Raw genomic sequence first — 26,796 nt, 5'->3', positions numbered from 1 at the left:
CGATGCTAGCACAACTTGGAGTACACTCCCATGCTACTTTGTGGGGTCTTTGTGGGTGAAAAGGGAGCCGGTCGGCATGGGAAAATGGTTCAGAGTGCAGTCGGTCAGCAGCGCCATCGGTCGCTCCATGGTGCTGATCCTGTTCATGGCCAGCCTGATCGCCGTGGTGGCCATGGTCACCCTCTTCTATTCGGTTCCCGATGCCAAGGCCATCAACCTGTCGGGCTCCCTGCGCATGCAGGCCTACCGCATGGCCTATGAAATCGAGAAGGATCAGGTCGTCCTCGGTCGGCTCGCCCAGTTTGAACAGACCCTTCATGCCCCCGAGCTGCAGGAGACCCAGCGCTGGATCACGCCCGCCTCCCTGCGCCGCACCTATGGTGAAGTCCTGCTGCAATGGCAAGTGATGCGCGAACACATCGAGAATGCCACTCCCAGCCGTTATACCGACAATACGGAGCAGTTCGTCGCCGCCATCGATGACTTCGTCAACCAGATGCAGTACCACGTGGAGTTCAAGGTGCGCATGCTGGCCCTGGCAGAGGGGCTAGGGCTGCTCGCCATCATCACCATCGCCTGGTGCACGGTGCGCTTCACCCGCCAGCAGGTGGTAGCGCCCCTCAACCAGCTGGTCTATTGCGCACGCCAGATCCAGCGTCAGGAATTCGATCTCACCCTGCCCCCCCACTGTGAGAACGAGCTGGGAGAGCTGTCGGGGGCCTTCGCGACCATGGCCGACGAGCTTGGCAAACTCTACCGGGAGCTGGAGAGCAAGGTGGAGGAGAAAACGGCCAAGCTGCAACAGGCCAACGACACCCTCTCCTTCCTCTATTCCACCGCCCAGAAACTGCACGCGGCGCCCCTCAGCCGCCGCACCCTGCAAAAGCTGCTGGAGCGGGCCGCCGCCCACCAGCACATCGAGTACATCCGCCTAACCCGCTTCGAGCACAATGCGATGCCGGTCTACATCACAGGTCGCAAGGGGTGGCCGGGGGATCTGGACGCCGTGGTGAGCTTCTACCTGCAGATGGATGACGAGGAGTACGGTCGGCTCGACATGATAAGCGACCACCCCATCGACGAGAGGCTGATGAAGAACTTCTCCATGTTGCTGGCCCAGGTGCTGCACAAGGATCAGACCCTGCTGCAGCACCAGCGCCTGCTGCTGATGGAAGAGCGCGCCGTCATCGCCCGTGAACTGCACGACTCCCTCGCTCAGGCCCTCTCTTACCTGAAGATCCAGGCCACGCTGCTCAAGCGCTCCTTCGCCAAGGGGGACAGGGCCAAGACCGAGGCAGCCATGGAGCAGATCGACGAGGGACTCAGCAATGCCTATACCCAGTTGCGCGAACTGCTCGGCACCTTCCGCCTCAGCATCGGCGATGCCAACCTGGGTGAAGCCATCGCGGTCATGCTCGAGCAGCTCAAACCCCAGACGCACGCCGACATCAGGCTCCAGTACGGACTGACGGACACCGACCTTGAAGCGGGGCAGCACATCCACATCCTGCAGCTGATCCGTGAGGCAGTGCTCAATGCCATCAAGCATGCCAGCGCGCGGCACATTGACGTTAGCTGTGAGACCCTGGCTGATGGTAACATCCAGGTTCAGATTGCAGACGATGGTGTTGGAATAAGGGGCGCAAGCTCGGCGGTGAATCACTACGGTCTCAGCATCATGAATGAACGCGCCAGCAAATTGCGCGGCCAGTTGACCATCAGTGAACCGCCCTCCGGGGGCACCCGCATACACCTAACCTTTCCCACCAGCCTAACAAGAGACGCCTGATGGACGAGATGAAATACAGTGTTCTGGTCGTGGATGACCACCCCCTGATGCGCAAGGGAATTGTGCAACTGCTGGAGTTGGAAGATAACATCGACGTGGTTGGCGAGGCCTCCAACGGCACCGACGCCGTGGCCATGGCCAAAGAGTCCGAACCGGACCTTATCCTGCTCGACCTCAACATGAAGGGGTTGTCAGGTCTCGATACCCTCAAGGCGCTGCGGGCCGAAGAGGTGACTTCCCGCGTGGTGATCCTGACCGTCTCTGACGCCCGCCAGGATGTGGTTGCCCTGCTCAAGGCAGGCGCGGACGGCTATCTGCTCAAGGACACCGAGCCTGACATGCTGCTGGCCCAGCTGGCTGACGTGATGACCGGCAAGCAGATCCTGAGCGAGCCGCTACGTCCCTATCTCGAGAACATCTACGAGCTGGACCACCTGCAGCAGAAGCTGGAGAGCCTGACCCGACGCGAGATGCAGATCATGCGTGAAATCGCCAAGGGGTTGTCCAACAAGCAGGTCGCCTCCGTGCTCCATATCTCCGAGGGAACCGTCAAGGTCCACGTCAAGAGCCTGCTGAAAAAGCTCGAGGCCCAAAGCCGCGTCGAAGCAGCCGTCATGTACCTGGAACAGCGCAACTGAGGTCCCGGCCTCCTGTCAGCAAGGGGTCACCATCCGTGCCTCCTTGCTGGCCCCCTCTTCTTTTCCCCAAATGGCGCGGAACCCGGTGCTCTATTGAGTAGATGAATTATTATTTTCATGACATCGCACGGGAAGGAAACATCGACATGACCTTTGAGCAGATAGAGCTGGTCCAGAAAGCCTGGGGCAGGGTGAGCGCCCTGAACAACAGCTATGTCCAGGAGGTTTATGAAGAGCTGTTCAGATTGTCCCCCGAACTCAGGGCCCTCTTTCCCCCACATCAGGAGCTGCCCGTTGCCAAGGTGTCGGACACCCTGAACACCGTCATCACCAGCCTCTCCCAACTGGATGCACTGGGTTTCATCATTCGCGATCTCGGCAGGCGTCACCAGCGATTCAACGTTCAACCCCACCAGTTTGCACTGCTCAAACAGGCGCTGACCCAGGTGCTGGCACGGCGTCTCGGCAGTGGTTTTACCCCGGCACTGGCACAGGCCTGGTCAGATGTATGACGAGATAGCCGCCCTGATGCTGGACGGCATGACACAGCACACCGAATTCACCACCTGATCCCCTGGCCTTTGCCCCCAATCGCTGAATGGGTCTGTAACAGGCATTTTGCATGAATCAAATTTGCAATATGCGAAAATAGACTCATTCTGCACACAGGGTATGTTCGGCGCCCTTACACCTCACCTGAATCCCTTTCGCACTGCCTTGCCTGCATTCGCGACATCAAATCACAATAGATTGATTTTAAATGGATATTAAAAATAACCACGGGAAATGACTCACCCCTTCGCCACGCCACCTCTCTCTGGCACGGTCACTGCATTGTCACATTCAGCAATGACTGATTAGGAGGATGGAACATGAAACTTCAACAACTGGCACTGTTCCCCTTGCCGTCCCACATTCTGCCCGGTGGCAAGCTCCCCCTTCGCCTGTTCGAGCCGCGCCACCTGCAGATGCTCAAGGAGTCCTTCCTCGAGGATCGTGGCTTTGGCATCGTGATGGAAGAGACCACCAGCACGGGCACCTGCGGACGGATTCTCCCGGTCGGAACCCGCGTCAAGGTGACTGATTTTTATACCCTCAACGACGGTTTGCTCGGGGTCACCGTGCTCGGCCTTGAACGCTTCTGCATCCACGAGATGGAAACGGATAGCGCAGGCCTCAGGCACGCCCAGGTCGAGCCGTTGCCCAACTGGCCGAGTGCGGATTCTGATGTCAGCGACAACCAGCTGGTCAGCCGATTGAGAGAGGTCTTTGCACAATACCCGGAACTGGATGAGCTCTACCCGGACAAGCAGTTCGACGATGCAGCCTGGCTCTGCCAACGCTGGCTCGAGATCCTGCCCATGCCGATCTATGAAAAACAGATGTTGATTGCCAAACAGAACAGTGAAGCGGCGCGCCAGTTCTTGCGCCGACTGATCGCACAGTGAGTCAAAGAGTGAGTCAACGGTTGGTTTGCAAAACGCGAATTCTCGGCACTGCATTCTTATAATGAAAAAATGAGAATTGCATTTTGCAATCACGGTAGCGATAAATAACACACAATTCAGCTACAGGCCGCAAATAACAGGTTTTGAAAAGTTGGCACGACTTTTTCATATAAAACCGTACAACCCGATTTATCCCGTGCTCTCTTCAGTATTTGCTGAAGAATTGGTCAACCACCAGGTTGACCATTTTTTTTACCCAAAATCGGCCGACATCACCTGCAATGGCGGAGCAGGCAGCTTCGCAGCCTGGCAAGACTGATGGGTTTGGCCAGAAAATCGTTCATGCCCTGGGCAAGGCAGCGGGCCCTGTCCTCCATCATGGCATTGGCCGTCAACGCGACGATGGGCACCTCGCACCCCATGTCCCGCAGGCGCCGGGTCGCCTCCAGCCCATCCATCTGCGGCATCCGCATATCCATCAGGACAAGGTCCGGCTGCTGCTTCGCCACCTGTGCCAAGGCCTCCAGACCATTGCCTGCCAGCCTCACCCTGCACACCAGCTTCTGCAGCATCAGGGATACCACCAGCTGATTGACCGGACTGTCTTCCACCACCAGCACATCCAGCTCCAGTCTGGCGCACTCTTCACTGCTGGGGGCGGCGGCCGGAGCACAGGGAGAGGCCATCCCGGGCAGCTCGAACCAGAAGCAGCTTCCCAGCCCAGGCGTGCTCTGCACGCAAATATCTCCCCCCATCAGCTGCACCAGCCGCCTGCAGATGGCCAGTCCGAGCCCCGAGCCGGAGAAGCGGCGGGTTGCCGAACTGTCGACCTGATAGAAGGGTTCGAACAGCAACGCCTGATCCTCGGTGGAGATGCCGATCCCCGTGTCGCTGACCATGACCCCCAGCTTTTCCTCCTCCCAGGTCAACGCCAGACGCACGCTGCCGACGGAGGTGAACTTCACGGCATTGCCAAGCAGGTTGCCTATCACCTGGGAGAGGCGGACGGCATCCCCTTGAAGGCGTTCAGGGAGCGTCTCATCCAGATGCCAGTGCAGTGTGATGCCCTTGGCACTGGCCTGTGCCTGCAAGGGCTCCACCAGGGCACGGCACAGCTCGGCTGGCTGAAAGGGTTCACAGTGCAGCGTCAGGGTATGTGACTCTATTTTCGAGAAATCGAGCACGTCGTCGATGATGGTCTGCAAGAGATGCGCAGAGTGGGTGGCATGGCCGATGAGGGTCTGTTGCGGAGTGTCGAGCCGGCCGTGCTGCAGCAGATCCAACATTCCCAGCACGGCGTTCATGGGAGAGCGGATCTCGTGGGTCATCATGGCGAGGAACTGGGATTTGGCACGGTTGGCCGTCTCGGCATCATCCCGCGCCCGCGCCAGCTCCTGCTCGCGGCGGATCTGGCTGCCTATCTCCCGCGCCGTGCCCCGATAGCCGAGGAAGCGGCCACCGGCATCATGGCAAGGCTCCGCATTGATCTCCATCCAGCAAGGCCCGCCCGCCAGCATCACCTGGGCCCGCATTCCCCTCACCGGCAGATGGTGGGCGATCAGGTGCCGGTAGTGACTCCAGGCCGGGTCCTGCTTGTCGTGGGCAAAATCATAGAGGCTTCTCCCCGTCTGGCGGGCCAGCACTTCCCCCTGATAGCCAGGGGCAGAGACATAGCTGAGCCTGTGCTGGGGATCGGTCTCCCAGAACCAGTCGGAGGCCATGGCGGCAAAACTGCGAAAACGCTGTTCGCTGGCCTGCAGAGCCAGGGTCTTGAGGTCAACCTGTTCTTGCAGGCGAGCCCGATAGGCGATGTTGACCAGGGCCTGGGAGATGAGCGGGCGACAACGCTGCATCGCCGCCTTGCTCTTGAGATCGAAGGTGCCCGCCACGCCGTGCCGGCAGATGAGCACACCGGAAAACCCCGGTCCCTGCAAGCCTGTCATCATGACGCTGGCCCAGCCCGGCGCCCCCGCCAGCGGCGCCAGCTCAGGCAGTTGGGCAGGATCATAGATAACCAGGGTCTCCCCCTCGATGGCCCTGGAGAAGAGCGGTGTCAGCGACCAGATCCTGCCGACCTCGTCCGGCTGGGTGCTCAGATGGGTGCTGCCCCCCACGGCCTCCCAGGCAACCACGTCCGCCTGTTCGAATCCGATAAAGGGCTTGAGAGCAAGAATGAGACTCTCCAGTACCTGCTCCAGACTCTGGGCCTGTGCCAGGGTCGCCACCCCGCACAACAGGGCTTGGGACTCCTCCCGATATCTGGCCTCCCGCTCCCGGCAACGCATCAGCTCCACCAGCGTGGTTTGCAGTTTGTCACCCAGGGTTTCGAGTTCGCTATTGCCTATCATCTTGAATCCAGCACAGTGTCAGCTCTCGAGGAAGATTACGCTCGACACCATGAGGTTGCCGTGTGCCAGCTCACCATGGGGTAATCGTCCCTGTTCACCGAAGGTAAAGGGCGTGATGAAGGGGATCTCACCCAGCCTCTGACTGAATTGACTGACGATGTCCCCCAGCCTGTCCCCCAGTGCCAGCCGACAACCGGCACAAAACACCACCAGGGCGCCAAAGGGGCGCATATTGCTCGCCATGCCATATTCAGGCTCGATATTCACCGCATTCAGGCTGCGCTGCAACAACCCTTCCTGGCTGCTGTACATGAGCAGCAGCCGCTCTCCCAGTCGGGTCTCGGTAAAGAGGCGCAGCCCCTCCCGCGCCGTCACCGCCTCGGGATGGGAGAGCTTGTAGTAGGGCAGGTCATCGAGCATGCCGACCTGACGGGCCAGTGGCGAGAGCGTCGTCTCCCTGAGGATGGGGCCCACCGGCCAGGGCGTCGCACGCTCGGTCCAGCGACCATAGACCCGGGCCGCCGGCTCGTGATCGATGGTCAGCACCTCCCGCCCGTCTATCCCGGTAATGATGCCGCGACACTCGGTGGGTACATAGCCTGAATGAAACTGGAACGCCAGTTGGCAATCGGGGTAAAGCACCGCCAACACGCACCCTTGTGATCCCTCCCCTTCGTCCCAGCACAGCTGCCACTGCCCGGCCACGCCGTCGTCTGCCGCCGACCCGCCGACGACGGGAACGGTCGCGCCAAACTCGGCGTCGATCCCCGCGAGCACAGCCTCCTCCAGCCCCGGGCTGGTGTGCAGCAACACGAGCTGCGGCAGCTCTCCCGGTCGGCCACCATCGGCGATGGCGCGGCGCAGCAATGCCCGCACATCCGGTTGATCCCCCATCTGGCCAGCCACGCCATAGGCCCCCTTGTCATCATAAAGGGCGGCGACCGACAGGCTCCAGCCATGCCGACCATGATGGCCATCCTGGGTCAGGATACCGCCGCAGGAGCTGCAACCTATCAGCCGGGTATCGGGAAAACGTGCCTTGAGCGCACGGCGCAGTTCCGCCGCCTCGTGTGCTTGGGTAAAATAGACCAGCAACAACGATGGAACATGGGATGACTGGGCATGCAACCGCTCTGTAACTTGTTGGGCGGCCAGTGGGGTCGTCTCGGCAAGCGAGTGAGCCGTCAGGAAGTTCAACATCGTCTCCTAGGGGTACGGGATGCTGGCATCAAGCAAAAATCATACCCTTATCAAACAATTACCTGGCCATGGAGACTAGAATGGTGCCCATTGGCCTCCCACGGGATCACTGCATGTGGCAGAAAAATATCAATGACTTCGACCGGGTTGTCGCCATCGGCGGCGGGCACGGTATGGGCCGGGTGCTCTCTTCCCTGTCGTTCTTGGGATCCCGGCTGACGGGCATCGTCACCACCACGGATGATGGCGGCTCCACCGGACGCCTGCGCAAAAGCCAGGAGTGCATCGCCTGGGGGGATCTGCGCAACTGCCTCAACCAGCTGGTGACCACCCCCAGCATCGGTAGCCAGCTGTTCGAGCACCGCTTTACCGGCCGCGGCGAGCTCGCGGGCCACAACCTCGGCAACCTGATGCTGCTGGCCCTCGACAACCTCTGCGTGCGCCCCCTGGATGCCATCCGGCTCATCAGCGACATGCTGGAAATTGAACCCAATCTGCTGCCCATGTCCGAGCATCCCACCGATCTGTGCGCCCACACCGTCTGTGGCGATCAGATCCTGGGGGAGGTCTCCATCGATCAGCTCACCACGCCGCCACGGGCCCTGAGCCTGAAACCGGTCGTACCCGCCACGCGCGAAGCGGTCGAGGCGCTGAGCCAGGCCGACATGATCATCTTGGGGCCGGGCAGCTTCCTCACCTCCATCATGCCTCCTCTGCTGCTGCGCGAGATTGCGGAGGCGATCCGCAGCAGCCGCGCCATCGTCGTGTTCATCAGCAATCTGGTGGACGAAGAGGGTCCGGCAGGCCAGTTGTCACTGTCCAGTCAACATCGTTGGCTGGAAGAGCGGATAGGCAGCGGCCGGATCGATGCCATTCTGGCTCCCGAGGGCCCCCAGGTACCCGAGCTGCAGCACTGCCTCGTTCGGGCCGAGCTGGGTGAAGCAGCCCTCCCCCACCGCCACGACCGCCTCAAGCTGCGGCTGGCACTCGACACCGTGATCCTGAACAGGCTTGGCGAGCGCGACATGGCGGGCTGATGCCCTTCTGGATCAGTGAAACTGGGCCAGATGGGTGAAGACCTGGGGCAGGGAGTGCTCCAGCTCAGCCAGCAGTCTGCCGGCCTCTTGCTCATCTTCCCGGCGACAGGCGGACTCCAGATCCATGACCTGCTGATAGCTGGGTTTGGCGCCATAGCTGCCACAGGACGATTTCATGCTGTGGGCAACACGCGCCAGGGCTGACCAGTCCCGCTGCTCAAAAAGCGGTCTTAATTGGGCCAACTGCTCGCCTACCTCTTCGACAAACACCGAGATGACGACCGGCATCATCTCGTGACCGATATCATCTGCCAGTTGTCGCAGCACTTTCTGATCCAGCCACTCCATCTTCTCTTCCCTATGATGGTATTCAAACAGACCACAATATAGCGGACCCACAGCCCCGCTGTCACCCGCCCTTCGGGCATACCCGTATCGCTCCGGATGCTCTTGGGACACCAGAATGTGAGCAGCTTCAAGTTATCGGTATGTCAGTCAGAATGGAGAGAGATAAAGGTTGTCACAAAATTAACATTAAAGTAACAATGCAACCCATGAGAATGATGCGGCTCAGCAACACCTCTCTCATCCCTTTTTGCCTGTATGGCTGCTGCGAAGAACCAGGGTAGACATCTACCCTGGTATTTTTTATTTCTGGTTCAACAAGTTGGCTGCATTGCCATATTCCAGCTCGCCCAGCCTGAACAGGCAGAACTCCCCGGGCACCATCTTCACCCAATTCTCGTTGCCGGTGAGCGGCCGGGTGGCGATCAGGGTCACCACATCGTTCGGCGTGGTTTCACTCTGAAAGTCGATGGCCACATCCTCATCCAGCAGACGAGCTTCGCCAAAGGGAGCCCTGCGCGTCAACCAGTAAAGGTTGTTGCTGCAATAGGTCATCACGAACTCTCCGTCCGACAGCAGCATGTTGAACACCCCGAGCCCGCGCAGCTCGTCGCACAGGGTCGCGAGGTAACGGAACATGGCGGGGAAATTTGCCGGCCGTTTGGGGTACTTGTGCTCCAGCCTGTCGAGCAGCCAGCAGAAGGCGTGCTCGCTGTCGGTGTCGCCTACCGGGCGGTGCCGCCCCGTGGGCAGCTTCTTGTAACCGGTCAACTGGCCATTGTGGGCAAAGGTCCAGTAACGGCCCCACAGTTCGCGGGTAAAGGGGTGGGTGTTTTCCAGGGAGACACACCCCCGGTTCGCCTGCCGGATATGGCTGACCACGGCACGGCTCTTGATGGGCAGTGCCTGGACCAGCTTGGCGATGGGAGATTGGGCACTGGGTTCGGGATCCTTGAAGGTGCGAAAACCCCGCCCCTCATAGAAGGTGATCCCCCAGCCATCCTTGTGGGGACCTGTCTTGCCGCCCCGCAGCATCAGCCCGGTAAAGCTGAAGCAGATGTCGGTCGGCACATTGGCACTCATGCCGAGCAGTTCGCACATATACCATCCACTCCCTGAATATCTTGACTCTGGTTTCGTCAATCAACCGTCACGGCTGGATGAGAGGGCCGGTATGGTCACCCATCCCCCCTCTCAATCCCGGATCGTTGATTACTTGGCCATCTCTTTTTCAACCAGCTGGATCAGGATGTGGATCACCTTGATGTGCACTTCCTGGATGCGGTCGGCATAACCGAAGTGCGGCACACGGATCTCCACATCGGCCAGACCAGCCATCTTGCCGCCGTCCTTGCCGGTCAGGGCAATCACCTTCATTCCTTTGGCACGGGCCGCCTCGATGGCTTTGAGGATGTTGCCGGAGTTGCCGCTGGTGGAGATGCCAAGCAGCACGTCACCACGACGGCCGACGGCCTCCACATAGCGGGAGAAGACATAGTCATAGCCAAAGTCGTTGGAGACGCAGGAGAGGTGGCTGGGATCGGAGATGGCGATGCCGGCATAGCCTGGGCGGTTCTCGCGATAACGACCGGTCAGCTCCTCGGCAAAGTGCATGGCATCGCAGTGGGAGCCGCCGTTGCCGCAGGAAAGAACCTTGCCTTCCTGCTTGAAGGAGTCGGCGAGCAGCTTGGCCGCCGCCTCGATGTTTTTCAGATTTTGCTCATCTGCCAGGAACGCCTGAAGCACGCTGGCAGCCTCGGTCAACTCGTTGCGGATCAGTTCTTGGTACATGGTTCTTGAAATCTCGTCGTCCAACATAGGGTGGCGGCATTGTCGCACAAGCCAGTCCAATCGTCGCCCCCCGCCCGCCAAGATGGGGCGGGCAGCGCGTTATGCCGATCACAGAGCCAAGGTAACAGGCTTGTAAACAGCTTGATAAGTTTGTGCGTATGAATTACAACAGGGGCCACATCCAACAGGTCAGACCTCTGGATCAGTTAACGCCAATTTCCCAACCTCGGCAATTCATGCAAGGAGCAAACAATGACGACGACCCTCACTCTGCTCGGGGTGATCCTGGTGATCGGCGCCATGGCCTATCGCCGTGCGTCCCTGTTCACCGCCACGCTTGCCACGGCCGCCGCCCTGGTCGCCGGCACCTTCTATGGCCATGTGCCCCTGCTGGTGTGGGCGCTGTTCGCGGTGATAGCCCTGCCCCTCAATCTGGTGGAGTTTCGCCGCAACCAGCTGACCAAGCCGCTGTTCAAGATCTACAAGTCCATCATGCCGGAGATGTCCCGAACCGAGAAGGAAGCCATCGAAGCGGGGACGACCTGGTGGGAAGCGGATCTGTTTGCCGGCAACCCGGACTGGAAGAAGCTGCACGCCATTCCGGTCAGCACGCTGTCTGCCGAAGAGCAGGCCTTCATGGACGGTCCGGTTGAAGAAGTGTGCCGCATGGTCAACGACTGGGAAGTGACCCACGAGCGTGCCGATCTCTCTCCCGAGGTGTGGCAATACCTGAAGGACAACAAGTTCTTCGCCATGATCATCAAGAAGAAATATGGCGGGCTGGAGTTCTCCGCCTACGCCCAGTCCTGCGTGCTGCAAAAGCTGTGCGGCGCCAGCGCCGTGCTCGCCTCCACCGTCGGCGTGCCCAACTCCTTAGGGCCGGGTGAGCTGCTGCAACACTACGGTACTGACGAGCAGAAGGATTACTACCTGCCCCGTCTGGCTGTCGGCAAGGAGATCCCCTGTTTCGCCCTGACCAGTCCGGAAGCGGGTTCTGATGCGGGCTCGATTCCCGACTTCGGCATCATCTGCAAAGGCGAGTGGGAAGGGGAAGAGGTGCTCGGCATGCGCCTGACCTGGAACAAGCGCTACATTACCCTGGCTCCCATCGCCACCGTACTCGGCCTCGCCTTCAAGCTGCGTGACCCTGACCACCTGCTGGGTGAGGAAGAAGAGCTCGGCATCACCTGCGCCCTCATTCCGACCCACATCAAGGGGGTCGACATCGGCCGTCGCCACTTCCCGCTCAACGTGCCGTTCCAGAACGGCCCGACCCGCGGCAAGGACGTGTTCGTCCCGCTCGACTTCATCATCGGCGGTCCGGCCATGGCCGGTCAGGGCTGGCGCATGCTGGTGGAGTGTCTCTCCGTCGGTCGCGGCATCACCCTGCCCTCCAACAGCACGGGCGGCGTCAAGATGCTGGCCCTGGCCACCGGTGCCTACAGCCGCATCCGTCGCCAGTTCAAGCTGCCGATTGGCAAGATGGAAGGGATTGAAGAGCCGCTGGCACGCCTGGGTGGCAACGCCTACATCATGGGCGCCGCCGCCAAACTGACGGTCACCGGCATCGATCTCGGTGAAAAACCCTCGGTCATCTCCGCCATCGTCAAGTACCACCTCACCGACCGCGCCCAGAAGTGCATCATCGATGCCATGGACATCCATGGCGGCAAGGCCATCTGTATGGGGCCGAGCAACTATCTGGCCCGTGGCTATCAGGGGGCGCCCATCGCCGTGACCGTCGAGGGAGCCAATATCCTGACCCGCAGCATGATCATTTATGGTCAGGGAGCCATCCGTTGCCACCCCTATGTGTTGCCGGAGATGCTGGCCGCCAGCCACCCCGACAAAGAACAGGCGCTGAAAGATTTCGACAAGGCGATGTTCAGCCACGTGGGCTTTGCCATCAGCAACCTGGTGCGCAGCTTATGGCTGGGGCTGACCGGTGCCCGCTTCGCCGCCGCGCCCTACAAGGATCAGACCAAGGGCTACTATCAGCAGCTCTCTCGCCTCTCCGCCAACCTGGCCTTCCTGTCAGACATGGCGATGGGCACCCTGGGTGGCGAGCTCAAGCGCAAGGAGCGGGTCTCTGCCCGCCTTGGCGATGTGCTGAGCCAGCTCTATCTGGCCTCCAGCGCCCTCAAGCGCTATCAGGATGAAGGACGCCAGCAGGCCGACCTGCCGCTGCTGCACTGGGCACTGCAAGACGCCCTGTTCAAGGCTCAGGAAGCGATCGACGAGTTGCTGCGCAACTTCCCGAATCGCTGGATTGGTCTGGCCCTGCGCGCCATCGTGCTACCCCTTGGTCGCGACCTGAAGCGTCCCTCCGACAAGCTCGACAGCCAGGTGGCCCGCCTGCTCCAGGTGCCAAGTGCCACGCGCAGCCGTCTGGCCGAGGGCCAATATCTGACGCGCGAGGAGGGCAACCCCTTCGGGCTGCTGGAACAGGCGCTGGACGATGTGCTGACCGCAGAGCCGCTGTTTGACAAGGTGTGCAAAGCCGAAGGGAGCAAACGCCCCTTCACCCAGCTCGACAAGGTGGCAGAGGCGGGCCTGAGCCTCGGTGTCATCAACCAGGCCGAAGCGGACCTGCTGCGGCGCGCCGAGGAGAGTCGCCTTCGCACCATCAACGTCGATGACTTCGATCCCGTCGACCTGGTGGCCAACAAGGCACTGTTTGAAGCCTCCGCCTATCACAGGGCAGCTTGATGCCTCTGATGCCAGAACGCCTCCCTTGTGGAGGCGTTTTTCATGAAAGGGCTGGTGGATGGCATTCGATACGAAGAAAGAGAAACCGACTGGATCATATTTTGGATATCAATCCGTTTCCTATATTGAATGAAGCGGTTAAGGTAAGCACAGGATCACACACAGGATTGCATAATGGATGATCAAATCCTGATTATTGATGATGAAGATCTTCCCCAATCAGCACCGCGTCCCGCCGGCTGGAAGGTGATGATAGTGGACGATGAACCCGAAGTGCATCGCATCACCAAAATCACCCTGAACAAGTTTGAATTCGACGGCAAGCCGATCGATTTTCTGCACGCCTACTCTGCGGCTGAAGCCAAAGCCTTGCTCGCCCTCACCCCGGATGTCGCCCTGCTGCTGCTCGACGTCGTCATGGAGGTCGATCATGCCGGTCTCGAGGTGGTCAAGTTCGTGCGCGACGAGCTGCAAAACAAGATGGTGCGCATCGTGCTGCGAACCGGTCAGCCTGGCCAGGCCCCGGAAGATGACGTGGTGACCAACTACGACATCAACGACTACAAGGACAAGACCGAACTTACCTCCCAGAAACTGCGCACCCTGTTGCGCGCCAGCCTGCGTTCTTACCGGGACATCCGAACCCTTGAGAGCAATCGACAGGGGCTGGAGAAGGTCATCGAGGCGTCCAAGGGGATCTTCGAGCAGCGTGCCCTGCGCCAGTTCGTCGAAGGAGCCCAGACCCAGCTCAGCGCCCTGCTCAATCTGGAAGAGTCCCAGATTTACGATGTGAAGCACCTGGCGTATGAGGTGCGGGATCAGGTGCTCGAGCCTCTGCTCAGCGATGGTCCCATGCTGCGCCTCGTCGATGCGCCGGAAATCCTGCGCTGTGCCATGGCCAAGGGAGCCAATGTCTACGATGGCAACCAGATGGTGCTCTATTGCCAGAATGCCCGTCATCACCTGCTGTTCCACATCGAGACCACTCGCCCGCTCAGCCAGATGGATACCGGGCTGCTGAGCCTGTTCACCGAAAACATCATAGTGGCGCTGGAGAATATCCGGCTCAACGAGGTGATCGGTGACAACCAGCGAGAGATCATCTATCGCATCGGCGAGCTGGTGGAGAGTCGCTCGAAGGAGTCCGGCTTGCACGTCAAGCGGGTGGCCCTCTACACCGAACTGTTCTGCAAGCTGCTCGGCATGAATGAGGACAGGTGCGAGCTCATCAAGCGGGCCTCTCCCCTGCACGACATCGGCAAGGTGGGGATCCCGGACGCCATCTTGCACAAACCGGGCAAACTCACTCCCGAGGAGTGGGAGATCATGAAAACCCACGCCCAGCTTGGGCAGGACATGCTCTCCGGCAGTGACCTGGCCCTGTTCCAGATAGGCGCCACCATCGCGGGCAACCATCACGAGAAGTGGAATGGCAGCGGCTATCCCCGCGGATTGAAGGGAGAGGACATTCCGCTTGAAGGACGCATCGTCGCCCTGGCGGATGTGTTCGATGCCCTGGGCTCGGATCGTTGCTACAAGCAGGCCTGGCCGCTGGATCAGGTGCTGGCGCTGATCAAGGAGGAGAAAGGAGAGCACTTCGACCCCCTCCTGGTGGACCTGATGCTGGCCAATCTGGAGAAGTTCCTCGATATTCGCGAGCAGTACAAAGACATCTATATCGGCGCTCACTGATATCGGGTTCACCCCATCCACTTGCCACCATGAAGAAGCCGCCCATTGGGCGGCTTCTTTGCAATGTGCGCGGAATTATTGCTCCGGCAGATTGAGATCCAGTTTGGGGGTTGCTGGCGTCTCTTCAAGTTGCGCCTTCTGCGCCGCCATCGCCTTGTGCAGGGTGCGGCGCTTTTGCAGCAGAATGAAACCACCGGCCCCCAGCAAGAGCAGCAACACGCCACCTCCCCCCAGCGCCCAGGGCAGCCAGACCGGACTCTCCCGCTCCTCGAACCGGTCGGGGGTGGCGGCGGATGCGGGCATGGCCGCAGAGGGTGCGGGAGGGGGGGGAGGCGGTGCTATGGTGAACGACTTGGCCGGCAATTGCAGTTGCACCTCGCGACCGAGCCGGGTTGTTCCAAAGAGGGTGGCCTCCACCTTGTACTGCCCTGCCGCCTTGAGGGCGGAGAGATCCACGCCAAAACGCGGCGCTGTCGCCACCTCGTTGAACGTCATGCTACTGCCGCTGCCGTCGATGGCCTTGCCCTGGATGACCACGGAGGCGGGATCCAGTTCATCCACATCGATGACCAGAGAGAGCTTGGCTCCCCCCTCCCCGGAGGGGGGATTCAGGGAATAGCTGACCGGCCAGGGGTAGAGCAGCACCTGCTGTGACTGGGCTCGTGAGAAGACCTCATTGCCGGTGCTGAAGAGGGCTCGGTATTTTCCCGCAGGGACGTCCAGTACCGCCTCGGCGGTCAAGATACCGTCCCCCGGCACTTCGTCCACCCCCTTGCCATCATCCATGTAGCGTCCCAGGGTCTCCTCGAACACGGGATCGCCGCTCTGGCTGGCATCGTTGAACTGCTGCAGCTTGACGGTCATGCCCAGATCGGTGAGGTAGTAACCCGCCCCAGGCGCCGCGCCATCGATCAGCAGACGGGATTGCAGTTTGACACGCTCACCCTGATAGAGGCGGGCCGGCAGCGGCTCGCTCTCGACCTGGATGTCGGTGAGCAGGCGCACCCGATTGTCGGGGTCCACCTCCCCGATCGCCTGCCAGGGGCCGGGCATGGGGTCGCGGATGGTGATGAGATCCTGATCCTTGAGGGGCAACCAGCCCACGTCGGGCGGCTTGACCTTGCCCACATAGAGCTTGCTGCCATCGGGTCGCACCAGGATCACCGAGGGCGTCCCCGGCTTGCGCTTGATGATGAAGGTGATCTCCTTCACGCCGTAATCGATGCGAAAGCGGTTGTCGAGCAGAGGAATGTCGGAAGGCGCAAACACCTCGTTGGCCGCGGCCGGGAGGGAGGCCAGCAGCAGCAGCCCCCAAAGCGATCTCATTGCCGCCACAGGCAGGCACCTCCTTTTTTCTGTACCAGATCCAGCCTCGCTTCATGAACGGCCGCCACCTCGTCGCTCGCGCGAACCACCCTGAGCGGCGGGCGATTGCTCTCCAGACGACGAATGCCGGTATCCTGGCTGGTCTCGCTCTCGCTGGTTTCACTCGCCAGATTGAGTTTGGTCTGGCCACCCGTCATCAGGAGGTAGACGTCCGCCAGGATCTCCGCATCGAGCAAGGCGCCGTGCAGGGTACGGTGAGAGTTGTCGATGCCGTAGCGATCGCACAACACGTCCAGGTTATTGCGCTTGCCCGGGAAGAGATCCCGCGCCATCGCCAGGGTATCCGTGATGCCGCAGATATCCGCCGTCTTGAAGTTCAGACCGAGCTTGCTGAACTCATAGTCCATGAAGCTCACGTCAAAGGGGGCGTTGTGGGCGATGAGCTCGGCGCCGCGAATGAACTCGATGAAATCGTCCGCTATCTGGCTAAAAGAGGGCTTGTCCGCCAGGAAGGCATCCGTGATGCCGTGCACGGCGATGGCCTCGGGGTCCACCAGCCGATCCGGCTTGATGTAGACGTGGAAATGGTTGCCGGTGAGTTTGCGGTTGATCACCTCCACACAGCCGATCTCGATGATGCGGTGCCCAAGATAGACAGGGCCGCCCGCGGTGTTCATGCCGGTGGTTTCGGTATCCAGAATGATCTGGCGATTCAGTTGGGGTGTGCTCATGATCAAATCCATGTCAAACTTCGGTTTTACTCGCTAGTTTACCCCAAGCCTCTCGCTAAAACAGATTGATTGCTCATGTTGAAACAGATTGATTTATTCACGGATGGCTCCTGCTTAGGCAACCCGGGCCCCGGCGGCTATGGTGCCGTCATGGTCTATGGCAAGCATCGCAAGGAGATCTCCGCCGGTTTTCGATTGACCACCAATAACCGGATGGAACTGATGGCTGCCATCATGGGGCTGCGGACCCTGAACGAACCCTGCCAGGTGCGGCTCACCACCGACAGCCAGTATGTGCGCCAGGGGATCACCCAATGGATCATCGGCTGGAAGAAGAAGGGCTGGATGACCGCCAACCGTCAGCCGGTCAAGAACGTCGATCTCTGGCAGGCCCTTGATGCGGAAGTGGCCCGTCACCAGATCGAATGGTTCTGGGTGAAAGGACACTCGGGCCACCCGGAAAACGAACGCTGTGACGAGCTGGCCCGTGAGGCCGCCAACGGCAAGCAGCTTGCCGAAGACAGCGGCTACCAACCCTGATGCCCGCTAGCCGCCCTGGCGCGCCATTCCTGGCGCGGCCATCGACTCCGGCAGCCGCCAGCGGCGACGCACCGGTGTCACGGGGAAACGCCGCTTGCGGGCGGCAATCACGTAAACAGACGCCAGGGAGCGGCAATAGTCCCGCCCCAGACTCTCCCGCCACCAGCCGATCTTGCTCTGCCTGCCCATGAAGGAGAAACCGAACCGCTCGTCGAACATCACCTCGCAGCCGAGCAATTGCAGCCAGTCGGTCACCCGTGCGGGCGTGAACATGCGGGCAGACCAGGGCAGATGCCGCCGCATGAAGGGCAGATAGTGACCCAGCCCCACCAGGCTGAGCGGGTTGTAACCGCTGACAATGAGCCAGCCATCGTCGGTCAGCACCCGTTCTGCCTCCCGCAGCACCTGATGAGGATCCGGCGAGAAATCGAGGCAGTGAGCCAGCAGGCAGGCATCCACGCTCCCCGATCGCACCGGCAAGGCGAGCGGATCCCCCTGGATGTCCAGCAGCCGTCCGCCGGAGGCGACACCGATTTGATGGCGAATGGTGGAACAACCGCAGGAGAGTTCGGCGCTCAGGGCACCTATCTTGAGCAAGTGATAGCCAAAGAGGTGGGGGCACCAGTTGTCGAGGCGCTCCTGAAGCTCGGCGGCCACCCAGTCCCCCATGGGCAGTGCGGACCAACTGGTCGGAAGCGCGATCTGTTGTTCGGTACGTGCCAGTTGCATAATGGGACCAACTCGGGGGCGAATGCCATCCAGTTATATAAGATCCCTTCCTTAAAGAGAACACAAGAGCCTCGACCCATGTACACCGTCATCACAGTTCCCGCCTTCAGCGACAACTACATCTGGTTGATCCGTCACGAAAATCACTGCCTGGTCGTCGATCCAGGCGAGGCCGATCCCGTGCTGGAACGGCTGGCTGCGCTGGATCTGGTGCTGGATGCCATCCTCCTGACCCATCACCACCGCGATCACGTCGGGGGCGTATCCGAGCTGCTACAACACTTCCCCCACGCTCGCCTCTATGGTCCCAAGCATGACCCCATGCCGGACCATCACGGCCAGTGGCTCGACGACGGGGATCAGATCAACTGGCATGGCCTGAGTCTGGATGTCCTCCATGTGCCCGGTCATACCCTGGGGCATATCGCCTATTACGGCCAGGGCATGCTGTTTTGTGGCGATACCCTCTTCAGCGCCGGTTGCGGCCGTCTGTTCGAAGGGACCCCGGCACAGATGCACACTTCCCTGCAACGGCTCGCGGCACTGCCCGATGAGACCCTCCTTTATTGTGCCCATGAATACACGCTCTCCAACCTGCGTTTCGCCCATGCGGTCGAGCCCGACAACCTGGCGATCCAGCGGCAGATCGGCGTGATCAGCAAACTGCGTCAGCAGGGCCTCCCGAGTCTCCCCTCCCGGCTGGGAGATGAGCGGAATTTCAATGTTTTTCTGCGCTGCGAGCAGGACTCGGTAAAATTTTCTGCTGAGAAATACGCCCTTAAATGCTTGGAAAATCCAGAGGATACCTTCGCTGTTCTGCGGGCCTGGAAGGACGTTTTTTGAACAAACCTTGATCAGGGGGGCATTGCCCCTTATGATGCGAGCTGTTTTTCCACAGATGACCTGAGCGAGATGAAGCTACGAACGGCCTTATTGGCAGCGCTGTTTCTCAGCGGCTGTCAAAACCTGAGCCATCAGGATGACCGGGCGGTAACGGCAATCGAGCCGATCAAATCCCCCCAAGTCAGCAAGAAAACGTACAAAAAACACTCTTCGCGGATGCTGTTCGGCGACGAACAGATAGAAGAGCTGGATGACACTGATAACCTGTGGGTGCGTATCAGCGATGATATGCAGCTGGACTCGCACGATAATGCCCGGGTTCGCCAACAGCGTGATTGGTTGTTGCGCAATGATAAGCATATGGCGACCATTGCCAGCCGGGCTGAGCCCTACCTGTATCTGATGGTAGAGGAAATCGAACGGCGTGAGCTGCCAATGGAGCTTATTACCATCCCCATGATCGAGAGCATGTTCGATCCCAATGCCCGCTCCCGCAGCAATGCGGTCGGTCTTTGGCAGTTCGTTCCTGCAACCGGCAAGAATTTCGGCCTGCGCCACGACAACTGGTACGACGGTCGACGCGATGTCCTGGCATCCACCAATGCCGCACTGGATTACCTGGAGTACCTGAACCGGTTCTTCGACGGTGACTGGCTGCAGACCCTGGCCGCTTACAATGCCGGTGAAGGTCGGGTGCGCAACGCCATCACCCGCAACGAACGGGCTGGTCGTCCGACCGACTACTGGTCGCTGGACCTGCCCCGCGAAACCCGGATGTATGTGCCCAAGATCCTGGCCATGGCCGACATGATCCGCAATGCGGACAAATACAATGTCACCCTGCCGGTGCTGGCCAACAAGCCGCAATTGCGAACCATCAATACCGGTGGCCAGATTGATTTGAACGTGGCCGCCCAGCTGGCTGGTGTTTCCGCCTCCCAGCTCAAGGCGCTCAATCCTGCGCTCAAGCGTGGCATGACCTCGCCGCAGGGCCCTTACAACCTGCTGGTCCCCGTCGAGTACGCCGACACCCTGGAGCTGGCCCTGGCCGATCTGCCCCAGCGTGAACGTACCCGTGGCGTGCGCTCCTATCAGGTCACCAGTGGTGATACGCTGTCACGGATCGCCCAGAATCACGGGGTGACCGTGCAACAGCTCAAGCTGGCCAATAACATGCGTGGCAACAACCTGCGCCGTGGCCAGAGCCTGATCATCCCCAATGGCGGGCGCGCAACCCAGGTTGCCCAGAGCAAGCCGCAGCAGCTCGCCAGCCGCAGTGGTGGCAAGGTGAACTATCAGGTGCGCTCCGGTGACAACCTGTGGAGCATCAGCCAGGCACACGGGGTCACCCACGCCGACCTGGCCAAGTGGAACGGCCTGAACGCCAAGTCGGCCCTCAAGCCTGGCATGAAGCTGGTGGTCTGGCCCAAGCAGGGCAAGAGCAGCAACAAGTCCATGGTCTATCAGGTGCGCCGCGGTGATTCCCTCTCCTCCATCGCAGCCCGCTTCCAGGTCGCCGTCAACGATGTGATGCGCTGGAACCAGCTCGGCAAGAGTGACTATCTCAAGCCGGGTCAGGAGTTGACCCTGTTCGTGAAGAACAACAGCTGATCGCTCGTCGCAATCCAAAAAATACCCCGCTTGATGCGGGGTATTTTTTTGTCTGCATGAACCAGCGGCGACTCCGCTCTCCCCTGAGGGATGACTCAGGGAGTGATAGCCTGGGCCGCAAAGCGCGCCAGAATGGGGTTGTGGTCAGAGGCATCGGTAGCAGGTGAACTCACCTCCACCAGATCCAGATTGCGATAGTAGAGGTGATCCAGCGGGCGGCCAAAAGCGGTGCGACGCAGATCAGGCACAGGTATGGCCTCCTGCAGGCCAAGCTCGCCCACCAGCTTGTTCAACCAGAACGCGCGCTTGTCGCTCCAGGTGTTGAAATCGCCGCCCAGGATGACCGGCCCCTGGTGGCGATGGATCAACGCAGTCAGATCGTTGAGCTGCTCGCGGAAGGTCGCCATGCCCAGTTCGAAATTGACCGCATGGAGATTCACCACCAGCACGCCGTCAGGATCCCCCTGCAAGGGATAGAGACTGACCAGACCTGACTTGGGGATACGCAGCAGGGGTTCGGGGGAACGGACGCCACAAACAAACGCCTGCGGCGTTTTCGCCACTGTCATCACGCCAAAGGAGACACCTCCCTGGGTGAAGGCCTGCAACTGCTGCCACTGGAAATCGCCTCTCTTCAGCCAGTCCAGCATCTCGGGCCGGGTCGCCGACTCTTGCAGCAGCACCAGATCCTGGGACTTGGCATACTCATCCAGCCCTTCCCGCCAGTTCTTGCGTTGTCCCTTGTAGAGGTTCCAGACGGTGATGCCAAACTCCCTCGGCAAGGCCGTGGAGGCGAGCGCCACCAGAGGTGGTCTGTCACAGCTTGCGCCAGGTATGATACCTGCCGCAGTCACCAGATGATCTTGATCCGGTACCTCGAAGCAACCGACCAGCCCCAACGTCAGCAGGGACGTTCCCAGAATCCGATAACTATTTTTCATTGGCTAACAATCACCTGCCTCTGCAAGACGACATGGCCCTCACACAGGCCACGGTCGCCGACTAGTCTCATTATTCGTGTCCGGCCCGACTCATCCAGAAGGAATTCAACGATGGCGAGACAGCACCAGTACCGCGTGACATTTTACGATCAACAGGGAACCTGTCATCAAGTGGAGCTTTCCACCGTCTATCAAATCAGGCGGGATCCCCAATGTGATCTCTGTCTGTTCGACACCCGGCAGTGCGTGGGGTCGGAAGAGATGCTGGAGCGCATGATACGGCAAAAAACCGGGCTTGAGCAGGAAATATCCATCATCAATGCCCGGCTCATCTGAGCAGACTCAGACCGGGACGGGGCGGGATTTGCCCTGATCGTCGATGGCCACATAGGTGAAGACGCCCTCGGTCACGCAGTACCGCTGGGCTTCGTTCTCCCGCAATACCGGCTTGACCCAGACCTCCAGCTTGAGTCGCATGGAGCTGCGACCAATCTTGAGGCAGCGACCGTAACAGCACACCACGTCACCCACCTTGACCGGGCTGTGGAAGGTCATCCCCTCCACCGAGACGGTACAGATGCGCCCTTTTGCCAGCTCCTTGGCCATGATGCCCCCACCTATATCCATCTGGGACATAATCCACCCGCCGAAGATATCGCCATTGGGGTTGGTATCGGCTGGCATTGCCAGGGTTCTCAGCAACAGCTCCCCATCGGGGTGGCGCTTGGTCTCTTCCATCATTACCGCTCTCTTTATCATGGATGGCGGCATGATAGGGGGCGATCCCCCCCTTGGCAAACCTCAATTGTCCCGGAGCGCGCGCCGTATCTGGTTTGCACGCCAGATGACCGACTCCGGGGCCCGGATGGCGACGACCCGTTCAACCCTTCAAGGCCGCCCCGTCCGCAAACCAGTGGGCCGGATCCGGCCAGCGATAGACGAAACCAAGCTGCTGGCAGATGCGCTGACCTTCGATGGGAGCAAACTCCCCCGCCGGCTCGACGAACTGCGGCGGCACCAGCCCGAGCAAGCGGCTCGCGAAGGGGTAGAGCTGCTCCCGGCGCGGGTGAACGGGGGCACTCAGATTGTAGGCATCCCCATCCTGCCCCTGGGCCAGCATCAGCTCACAGGCGGCTACCACGTCGTCCAGATGCACCAGGTTCACAGCCTGGCCTCCCCCGGCCAGCGTCTTGCCCGCCAGAAAACGGCCGGGGTGACGGTCAGGACCATAGAGTCCGGCCGGGCGCAAGATCATGGCGCAGTCAACATGCCCTTCCAGCACGGCAAGCTCGGCCGCCCGCATCCGCGAGCCTCTGTCATGGGCTGGAGCGGGCGTATCCTCCTCCCCCTGTCCGGCCCCCCAGACCGAAGTCGCGCTGATAAAAAGAACCCTCTGAACACCCGCCTCCCTCGCCTGTCGGCACAGGCGGGCCACGGATGCCGGGTAATCCCCGGTCTTGCTGGGGGGCACGCAGATCACCAGGTCATGACAGCGAAAAGGCAGTGATCCCATGTCAGGGGTGAGCAACAGCGGCCAGGCGGCGATGCCCTCCCCCCGCAGCCGTTCAGCCTTTTCGGCCGTACTGACCGTCACCGCGACAGATTGCCCCTGCTCTTGCAATGCCCTGGCCAGGGGCAACCCCAGCCAGCCGGCGCCCACGATACCCGTCTGATACTCAAATTCGTTCGTCATACCCGGATCCTGACAAAAAAAAACGGCCATCCAATGATGACCGTCGAAAGTAACGAAGGAAATAGCCGGATTAACCGGTTACCTCCCACAGCGGGAAAATCGGGAGCGCACGCTCCTAATTCGTGGCCCTATCCTAGTGGCAGCGCGGTCAAAAAGCTTTGAAGCGGATCACAGTTGAAAAGGATTTCTGAAAGCGCTTTCACTGTTATGCAAAAAAGTCGACCCGCACGGGGCCAACTTCATAACTCAGGCCACAGATTCCCGCCGTACCAGTTCGGCTTCGAATTTGAGCGCCAGCCCCTCTACCGGCTTGTGATCCAGCAGCCTCAGGGCCAGCTCAGCGGCACGCTCTCCCATCTCCTCGATGGGGTAACGTACCGTGGTGAGCTTGGGATAGATGTATCGGGCATAGGGGATGTCATCAAAACCGACCACAGAGACCTGCTGGGGGATCTTGTAACCCCGCTCCAGCAGACAGGAGATGGCCCCCGCCACCATGGCATCGTTGAAACCAAGCACAGCGCTGAACTCGACGCCGCGCGCCAGCAGCTCGCTCATGGCCACATAGCCACCTTTTTCATCGGCATAGGCACGGCCGATGAGGGCAGGATCCAGCTCGATACCTGCCCGTTGCAGGGCGAAGCGATAGCCGGCCATCCGCTGCTGACCATCCACAAACTCCTCGTCATCGGAGGTGACGAAGGCAATCTTGCGATGTCCCGCGTCCAGCAGATGCTGGCAAGCCGTGGTGATGCCGGCCTGGTTGTCCAGCCAGACGCAGCGATCCTCGCAGCCTGGCACCTGACGGTTGATGAAGACGATGGGGGTCGTGCCCGACGCCAGCTCGCTGAGCTCTTCGTCAGGCAGCGCCTTGCTGTGAAGGATCAGGGCATCGCACTGGCGCTGCAGCAGCGCCTGGATGGCGTGCCGCTCACGGGTCGCGTCGTGGTTGCCGGACACCACGATGGTGAACTTGTTCGCCTTGTCGACCATGCTTTCGATGCCGCGCATCATCTGGGCGAAGAAGGGGCCGCCACACAGATCCCCCACCAGCACACCGATACAGTTGGAGCGCTTGCTCACCAGGGCCTGGGCGAAGCTGTTTGGACGAAAGCTGAGCTCCTTCATGGCCGCGAGGACAGCCTCGCGCTTCTCGGGCGCCACCTGCGCCGTGTTGTTGATCACTCGAGACACTGTCGAAATGGAGACATTCGCCAGCTGAGACACATCTTTGATCGTTGCCACTCTCGATTCCTTTGTTGGAAAAGCCTGTTAGTGATGATCGGGCATTGTATCGAACCTGACAGACCAAGACGCGGCGCCCGATCACCTGGCAGGTTTCCTTTTGTAACAAAGCTTAAGGGATGATAACCATTCTGGGGCAAGAATGGGAGGCAGCCGCCACAACGACTGCCCCCCGAACTCAATAGGCGTGATTCAGCTCGCGTTCCGACATGAAACGCAAAGGCTGCTGCAGCTTGTGTTGATAGATGAGATCGAAAGAGAGCACGTTCTGGACATAGTTGCGCGTCTCCCGATAGGGGATGCTCTCCACCCAGACATCCATCGGCTTGTTGTTGCTCTGCTCGCGCCAGCGCTTGACCCGGCCAGGACCCGCATTGTAGGCCGCCGCCGCAAGGATCCGGTTGCCGTCATACACATCCAGCAGGCGCTTGAGGTAGGCGCTGCCAAGTCGAATGTTCATGGCCGGGTCGAACAGTTGCTGCTCATTGCGATAGGGCACCCCAAGCTTGCCGGCCGTCTCTTTCGCGGTGGCAGGCATCAACTGCATCAACCCCCGCGCCCCGACCGGTGACTGGGCCAGGGGATAGAGTGCGCTCTCCTGACGGGAGATGGCGTAGAGCAGACTGGTGTTCATGGTGCGCTCTTGTGCCATCTGGGAGAAGGTGCGCTTGAGGGGCAGCGGGAAGCGCAGATCCAGCGCATCCCAGGCCTCGGCACGGATGCTGGAGAGGATCGCCAGCTCGTGCCAGCCCTGGTTGAGGGCGATGTGACCAAACTCCAGACGCTGGGCCACGCTGTTGCGATCCATGTTGTGGATCCACTCAGAGCGGGCCGCCGTGATCTCGTTCATCGCCAGCAGTTCACGCACCCGCAGCAGGAAGGGCCAACGGCGACTGGCACTTTGCCAGTCCGGCACCTTGTGCGCCACGCTCTGGTTCTTCATGCGATAGGGCACACCGGTGCGCTGGGCCGCCATGAAGCCGTAGAAGCCGCGCAGGTTCGCAGTCTCGAGATAGAGGTCCCGCGCCGGTTTCTGCCGCCCCTGTTTCTCCAGCGAGCGCGCCATCCAGTAACGCCAGCGATCCTCTTTTCGCAGCCCCATGGGCATCCGCTTGACCCAGCCTTCGAGGCCGCGCCAATCCTGCTCCCAAATGGCAAGACGGGCCCGCAGCTCCACCAGCTCCGGATCCTTGAGCCGCACCAGGGCCGTATCCAGCCAGGCACGCTGGTCAGAAGAGCGGTCCAACAACAGGCGGCGGGCGGCCGCCTTCTCCACCCGATTCACCTCGGCATGGTTCAGGCCGAAGCGACGGGTCATCTCCCCCAGCTGGCGCAGAACCGCGTCGGGCTCCTGGTTGGCGTAGCGGGCCAGCCCCAGGGAGAGCAGATGCCGTGACGGGGGCGCCGCCGTGAAGTTGGCCGGATTCATCGCCCGCACGGGTTGGTCATACAGGGCGATCATCTGATCGCCATACCCCTTCATGCCGCTGCCGAGCTGGGCACCGAGGTGGCGAATGAGGTTGGGGTTCTGGGCCTCGAAAGCCAGGTTCATGCGCTCCCAGATCTTCTCCTGAGTACGCAGACCCGCTTGCTGCCAGAGCTGGAACAGGGGATCGCAGGCATCGGGCCTGGACTGACCGCTCAACCAGAGCTTGCCTGCCTCCTGCAGGGCTTCACTTTGGTGCCCCGTGTAGTAGCGGGCCTGATAGTGCTGACAGAGCAGATCGGTGGAGCTTGGCTTGGCTGGATAGAAGCGCAGGAACTGGGACCACTGCTGGCTCTGGGCAAGATAGGTGAGATAGCTGCGCTCGAGCCGGTTGGACTGGGGGGTGTCCCCGTGCTGGCGGATGAAGCGGGTCACATCGTTGTAGTCTGCCGCCCCGGGACGGAACGCAAGCTGGTAGTAATCCAGATAGGGCAACAGCGGATAGTGGATCAGGCGTGCCCGAAGCTGGCTGAATTTGACCTGATCATTGGCACGCACGGCCTCATGGGCCTGGCGATAGAGAGACTGCTCCATGGTCTGCGCGAAGGCAGGAGCCAACAGCCCCGGCATCCAGAGCGCAGACAAGATGATTCCCTGCACGACTTTCACGAATGGCATTCTCCCCTTGAAGACATAACCACCGCCAAAGTGCGG

The 26,796-nt window shown here is 60.5% G+C and carries 25 protein-coding genes; 11 read left to right on the top strand and 14 right to left on the bottom strand.

Going from position 1 to position 26,796, the window contains the following annotated elements:
- Positions 1 to 76: 76 nt before the first annotated feature.
- From narQ to HKD46_RS02445, 4 genes are all read left to right on the top strand, one after another.
- Positions 77 to 1,789, top strand: a complete 1,713-nt coding sequence (gene narQ, locus HKD46_RS02460; protein WP_041215515.1) for a nitrate/nitrite two-component system sensor histidine kinase NarQ — start codon at positions 77 to 79, stop codon at positions 1,787 to 1,789.
- The gene (gene narL, locus HKD46_RS02455; RefSeq protein ID WP_039038841.1) at positions 1,789 to 2,427 is read left to right on the top strand and encodes a two-component system response regulator NarL; all 639 of its coding nucleotides are present in this window, start codon (positions 1,789 to 1,791) and stop codon (positions 2,425 to 2,427) included. Before narQ ends, narL begins: the two co-directional genes overlap by 1 nt.
- Before the next feature lie 146 nt (positions 2,428 to 2,573).
- A complete protein-coding gene (locus HKD46_RS02450; RefSeq protein WP_113978478.1) occupies positions 2,574 to 2,939 on the top strand; it encodes a globin domain-containing protein in 366 nt (121 codons plus the stop codon).
- A 360-nt stretch (positions 2,940 to 3,299) separates the two neighbouring features.
- Positions 3,300 to 3,875 carry an LON peptidase substrate-binding domain-containing protein gene (locus tag HKD46_RS02445; protein WP_010674148.1) on the top strand — a complete coding sequence of 192 codons (576 nt, stop codon included), beginning with the start codon at positions 3,300 to 3,302 and terminating at the stop codon, positions 3,873 to 3,875.
- A gap of 272 nt (positions 3,876 to 4,147) precedes the next feature.
- On the opposite strand, the gene HKD46_RS02440 is transcribed toward HKD46_RS02445, so the two are convergent.
- Together HKD46_RS02440 and HKD46_RS02435 are read right to left on the bottom strand one after the other, a co-directional pair.
- Positions 4,148 to 6,223 (bottom strand): ATP-binding protein, encoded by a 2,076-nt coding sequence (locus HKD46_RS02440; RefSeq protein ID WP_171864877.1) that lies wholly within the window; start codon positions 6,221 to 6,223, stop codon positions 4,148 to 4,150.
- A gap of 18 nt (positions 6,224 to 6,241) precedes the next feature.
- Complete coding sequence (locus tag HKD46_RS02435; protein ID WP_041215518.1) at positions 6,242 to 7,423, bottom strand: FIST signal transduction protein; 1,182 nt, start codon at positions 7,421 to 7,423, stop codon at positions 6,242 to 6,244.
- Positions 7,424 to 7,536: 113 nt separating this feature from the next.
- Between HKD46_RS02435 and yvcK the strand changes: the two genes are divergently transcribed.
- The gene (gene yvcK / locus HKD46_RS02430) at positions 7,537 to 8,460 is read left to right on the top strand and encodes a uridine diphosphate-N-acetylglucosamine-binding protein YvcK (protein ID WP_161470246.1); all 924 of its coding nucleotides are present in this window, start codon (positions 7,537 to 7,539) and stop codon (positions 8,458 to 8,460) included.
- 12 nt (positions 8,461 to 8,472) lie between these two features.
- Here yvcK and HKD46_RS02425 read toward each other — a convergent pair whose 3' ends face one another.
- From HKD46_RS02425 to lpcA, 3 genes are all read right to left on the bottom strand, one after another.
- Positions 8,473 to 8,808 carry an Hpt domain-containing protein gene (locus HKD46_RS02425; RefSeq protein ID WP_039038838.1) on the bottom strand — a complete coding sequence of 112 codons (336 nt, stop codon included), beginning with the start codon at positions 8,806 to 8,808 and terminating at the stop codon, positions 8,473 to 8,475.
- 300 nt (positions 8,809 to 9,108) lie between these two features.
- Positions 9,109 to 9,906: a class II glutamine amidotransferase gene (locus tag HKD46_RS02420; RefSeq protein ID WP_043154215.1), complete on the bottom strand. Its 798-nt coding sequence runs from the start codon at positions 9,904 to 9,906 to the stop codon at positions 9,109 to 9,111.
- A 111-nt stretch (positions 9,907 to 10,017) separates the two neighbouring features.
- Positions 10,018 to 10,596: a D-sedoheptulose 7-phosphate isomerase gene (gene lpcA / locus HKD46_RS02415; protein WP_039038837.1), complete on the bottom strand. Its 579-nt coding sequence runs from the start codon at positions 10,594 to 10,596 to the stop codon at positions 10,018 to 10,020.
- Between the two features lie 252 nt (positions 10,597 to 10,848).
- Between lpcA and fadE the strand changes: the two genes are divergently transcribed.
- Positions 10,849 to 13,305: an acyl-CoA dehydrogenase FadE gene (gene fadE / locus HKD46_RS02410; protein WP_128296643.1), complete on the top strand. Its 2,457-nt coding sequence runs from the start codon at positions 10,849 to 10,851 to the stop codon at positions 13,303 to 13,305.
- 174 nt (positions 13,306 to 13,479) lie between these two features.
- Complete coding sequence (locus tag HKD46_RS02405) at positions 13,480 to 14,997, top strand: HD domain-containing phosphohydrolase (RefSeq protein ID WP_039038835.1); 1,518 nt, start codon at positions 13,480 to 13,482, stop codon at positions 14,995 to 14,997.
- Between the two features lie 75 nt (positions 14,998 to 15,072).
- On the opposite strand, the gene HKD46_RS02400 is transcribed toward HKD46_RS02405, so the two are convergent.
- Together HKD46_RS02400 and dnaQ are read right to left on the bottom strand one after the other, a co-directional pair.
- Positions 15,073 to 16,323 carry a TIGR03503 family protein gene (locus tag HKD46_RS02400; protein ID WP_171864876.1) on the bottom strand — a complete coding sequence of 417 codons (1,251 nt, stop codon included), beginning with the start codon at positions 16,321 to 16,323 and terminating at the stop codon, positions 15,073 to 15,075.
- The gene (gene dnaQ, locus HKD46_RS02395) at positions 16,320 to 17,054 is read right to left on the bottom strand and encodes a DNA polymerase III subunit epsilon (RefSeq protein ID WP_041212726.1); all 735 of its coding nucleotides are present in this window, start codon (positions 17,052 to 17,054) and stop codon (positions 16,320 to 16,322) included. Before dnaQ ends, HKD46_RS02400 begins: the two co-directional genes overlap by 4 nt.
- A 75-nt stretch (positions 17,055 to 17,129) precedes the next feature.
- On the opposite strand from dnaQ, the gene rnhA reads away from it, so the two are divergent.
- Positions 17,130 to 17,594, top strand: coding sequence for a ribonuclease HI (rnhA, locus tag HKD46_RS02390; RefSeq protein ID WP_171864875.1), 465 nt, complete (start codon positions 17,130 to 17,132; stop codon positions 17,592 to 17,594).
- 6 nt (positions 17,595 to 17,600) lie between these two features.
- Here rnhA and HKD46_RS02385 read toward each other — a convergent pair whose 3' ends face one another.
- On the bottom strand, positions 17,601 to 18,323 hold the full coding sequence (locus HKD46_RS02385) for a class I SAM-dependent methyltransferase (protein WP_161469592.1): 723 nt from the start codon (positions 18,321 to 18,323) through the stop codon (positions 17,601 to 17,603).
- A 78-nt stretch (positions 18,324 to 18,401) separates the two neighbouring features.
- Between HKD46_RS02385 and gloB the strand changes: the two genes are divergently transcribed.
- On the top strand, positions 18,402 to 19,166 hold the full coding sequence (gene gloB, locus HKD46_RS02380; RefSeq protein WP_109112289.1) for a hydroxyacylglutathione hydrolase: 765 nt from the start codon (positions 18,402 to 18,404) through the stop codon (positions 19,164 to 19,166).
- Between the two features lie 87 nt (positions 19,167 to 19,253).
- Here gloB and HKD46_RS21265 read toward each other — a convergent pair whose 3' ends face one another.
- Positions 19,254 to 19,526 (bottom strand): hypothetical protein, encoded by a 273-nt coding sequence (locus HKD46_RS21265; protein ID WP_010674135.1) that lies wholly within the window; start codon positions 19,524 to 19,526, stop codon positions 19,254 to 19,256.
- On the opposite strand from HKD46_RS21265, the gene HKD46_RS02375 reads away from it, so the two are divergent.
- Positions 19,527 to 20,777: a LysM peptidoglycan-binding domain-containing protein gene (locus HKD46_RS02375; protein WP_010674134.1), complete on the top strand. Its 1,251-nt coding sequence runs from the start codon at positions 19,527 to 19,529 to the stop codon at positions 20,775 to 20,777. It abuts the gene before it with no gap.
- A gap of 95 nt (positions 20,778 to 20,872) precedes the next feature.
- Here the strand turns inward: HKD46_RS02375 and HKD46_RS02370 are convergent, their stop codons facing one another.
- Complete coding sequence (locus HKD46_RS02370; RefSeq protein WP_029314263.1) at positions 20,873 to 21,718, bottom strand: endonuclease/exonuclease/phosphatase family protein; 846 nt, start codon at positions 21,716 to 21,718, stop codon at positions 20,873 to 20,875.
- Positions 21,719 to 21,829: 111 nt separating this feature from the next.
- Between HKD46_RS02370 and HKD46_RS02365 the strand changes: the two genes are divergently transcribed.
- Positions 21,830 to 22,054, top strand: a complete 225-nt coding sequence (locus HKD46_RS02365; protein ID WP_010674132.1) for a hypothetical protein — start codon at positions 21,830 to 21,832, stop codon at positions 22,052 to 22,054.
- 6 nt (positions 22,055 to 22,060) lie between these two features.
- On the opposite strand, the gene yciA is transcribed toward HKD46_RS02365, so the two are convergent.
- The 4 genes from yciA to HKD46_RS02345 form a co-directional block, all read right to left on the bottom strand.
- Positions 22,061 to 22,459: an acyl-CoA thioester hydrolase YciA gene (gene yciA, locus HKD46_RS02360; protein ID WP_029314261.1), complete on the bottom strand. Its 399-nt coding sequence runs from the start codon at positions 22,457 to 22,459 to the stop codon at positions 22,061 to 22,063.
- Positions 22,460 to 22,598: 139 nt separating this feature from the next.
- Positions 22,599 to 23,411 carry an NAD-dependent epimerase/dehydratase family protein gene (locus HKD46_RS02355; RefSeq protein WP_043154205.1) on the bottom strand — a complete coding sequence of 271 codons (813 nt, stop codon included), beginning with the start codon at positions 23,409 to 23,411 and terminating at the stop codon, positions 22,599 to 22,601.
- Between the two features lie 246 nt (positions 23,412 to 23,657).
- On the bottom strand, positions 23,658 to 24,656 hold the full coding sequence (locus HKD46_RS02350) for a LacI family DNA-binding transcriptional regulator (protein WP_039038828.1): 999 nt from the start codon (positions 24,654 to 24,656) through the stop codon (positions 23,658 to 23,660).
- Between the two features lie 178 nt (positions 24,657 to 24,834).
- Positions 24,835 to 26,751 carry a transglycosylase SLT domain-containing protein gene (locus tag HKD46_RS02345; RefSeq protein ID WP_171864886.1) on the bottom strand — a complete coding sequence of 639 codons (1,917 nt, stop codon included), beginning with the start codon at positions 26,749 to 26,751 and terminating at the stop codon, positions 24,835 to 24,837.
- Between the last annotated feature and the right edge of the window lie 45 nt (positions 26,752 to 26,796).

Origin of the sequence: Aeromonas sp. TW 6, from assembly GCF_013168745.1 — a bacterium.
Taxonomy (GTDB): Bacteria; Pseudomonadota; Gammaproteobacteria; order Enterobacterales; family Aeromonadaceae; genus Aeromonas; species Aeromonas caviae.
Note: the sequence above shows the minus strand (reverse complement) of the source record. Positions and strands in the feature narration are given on the sequence as shown.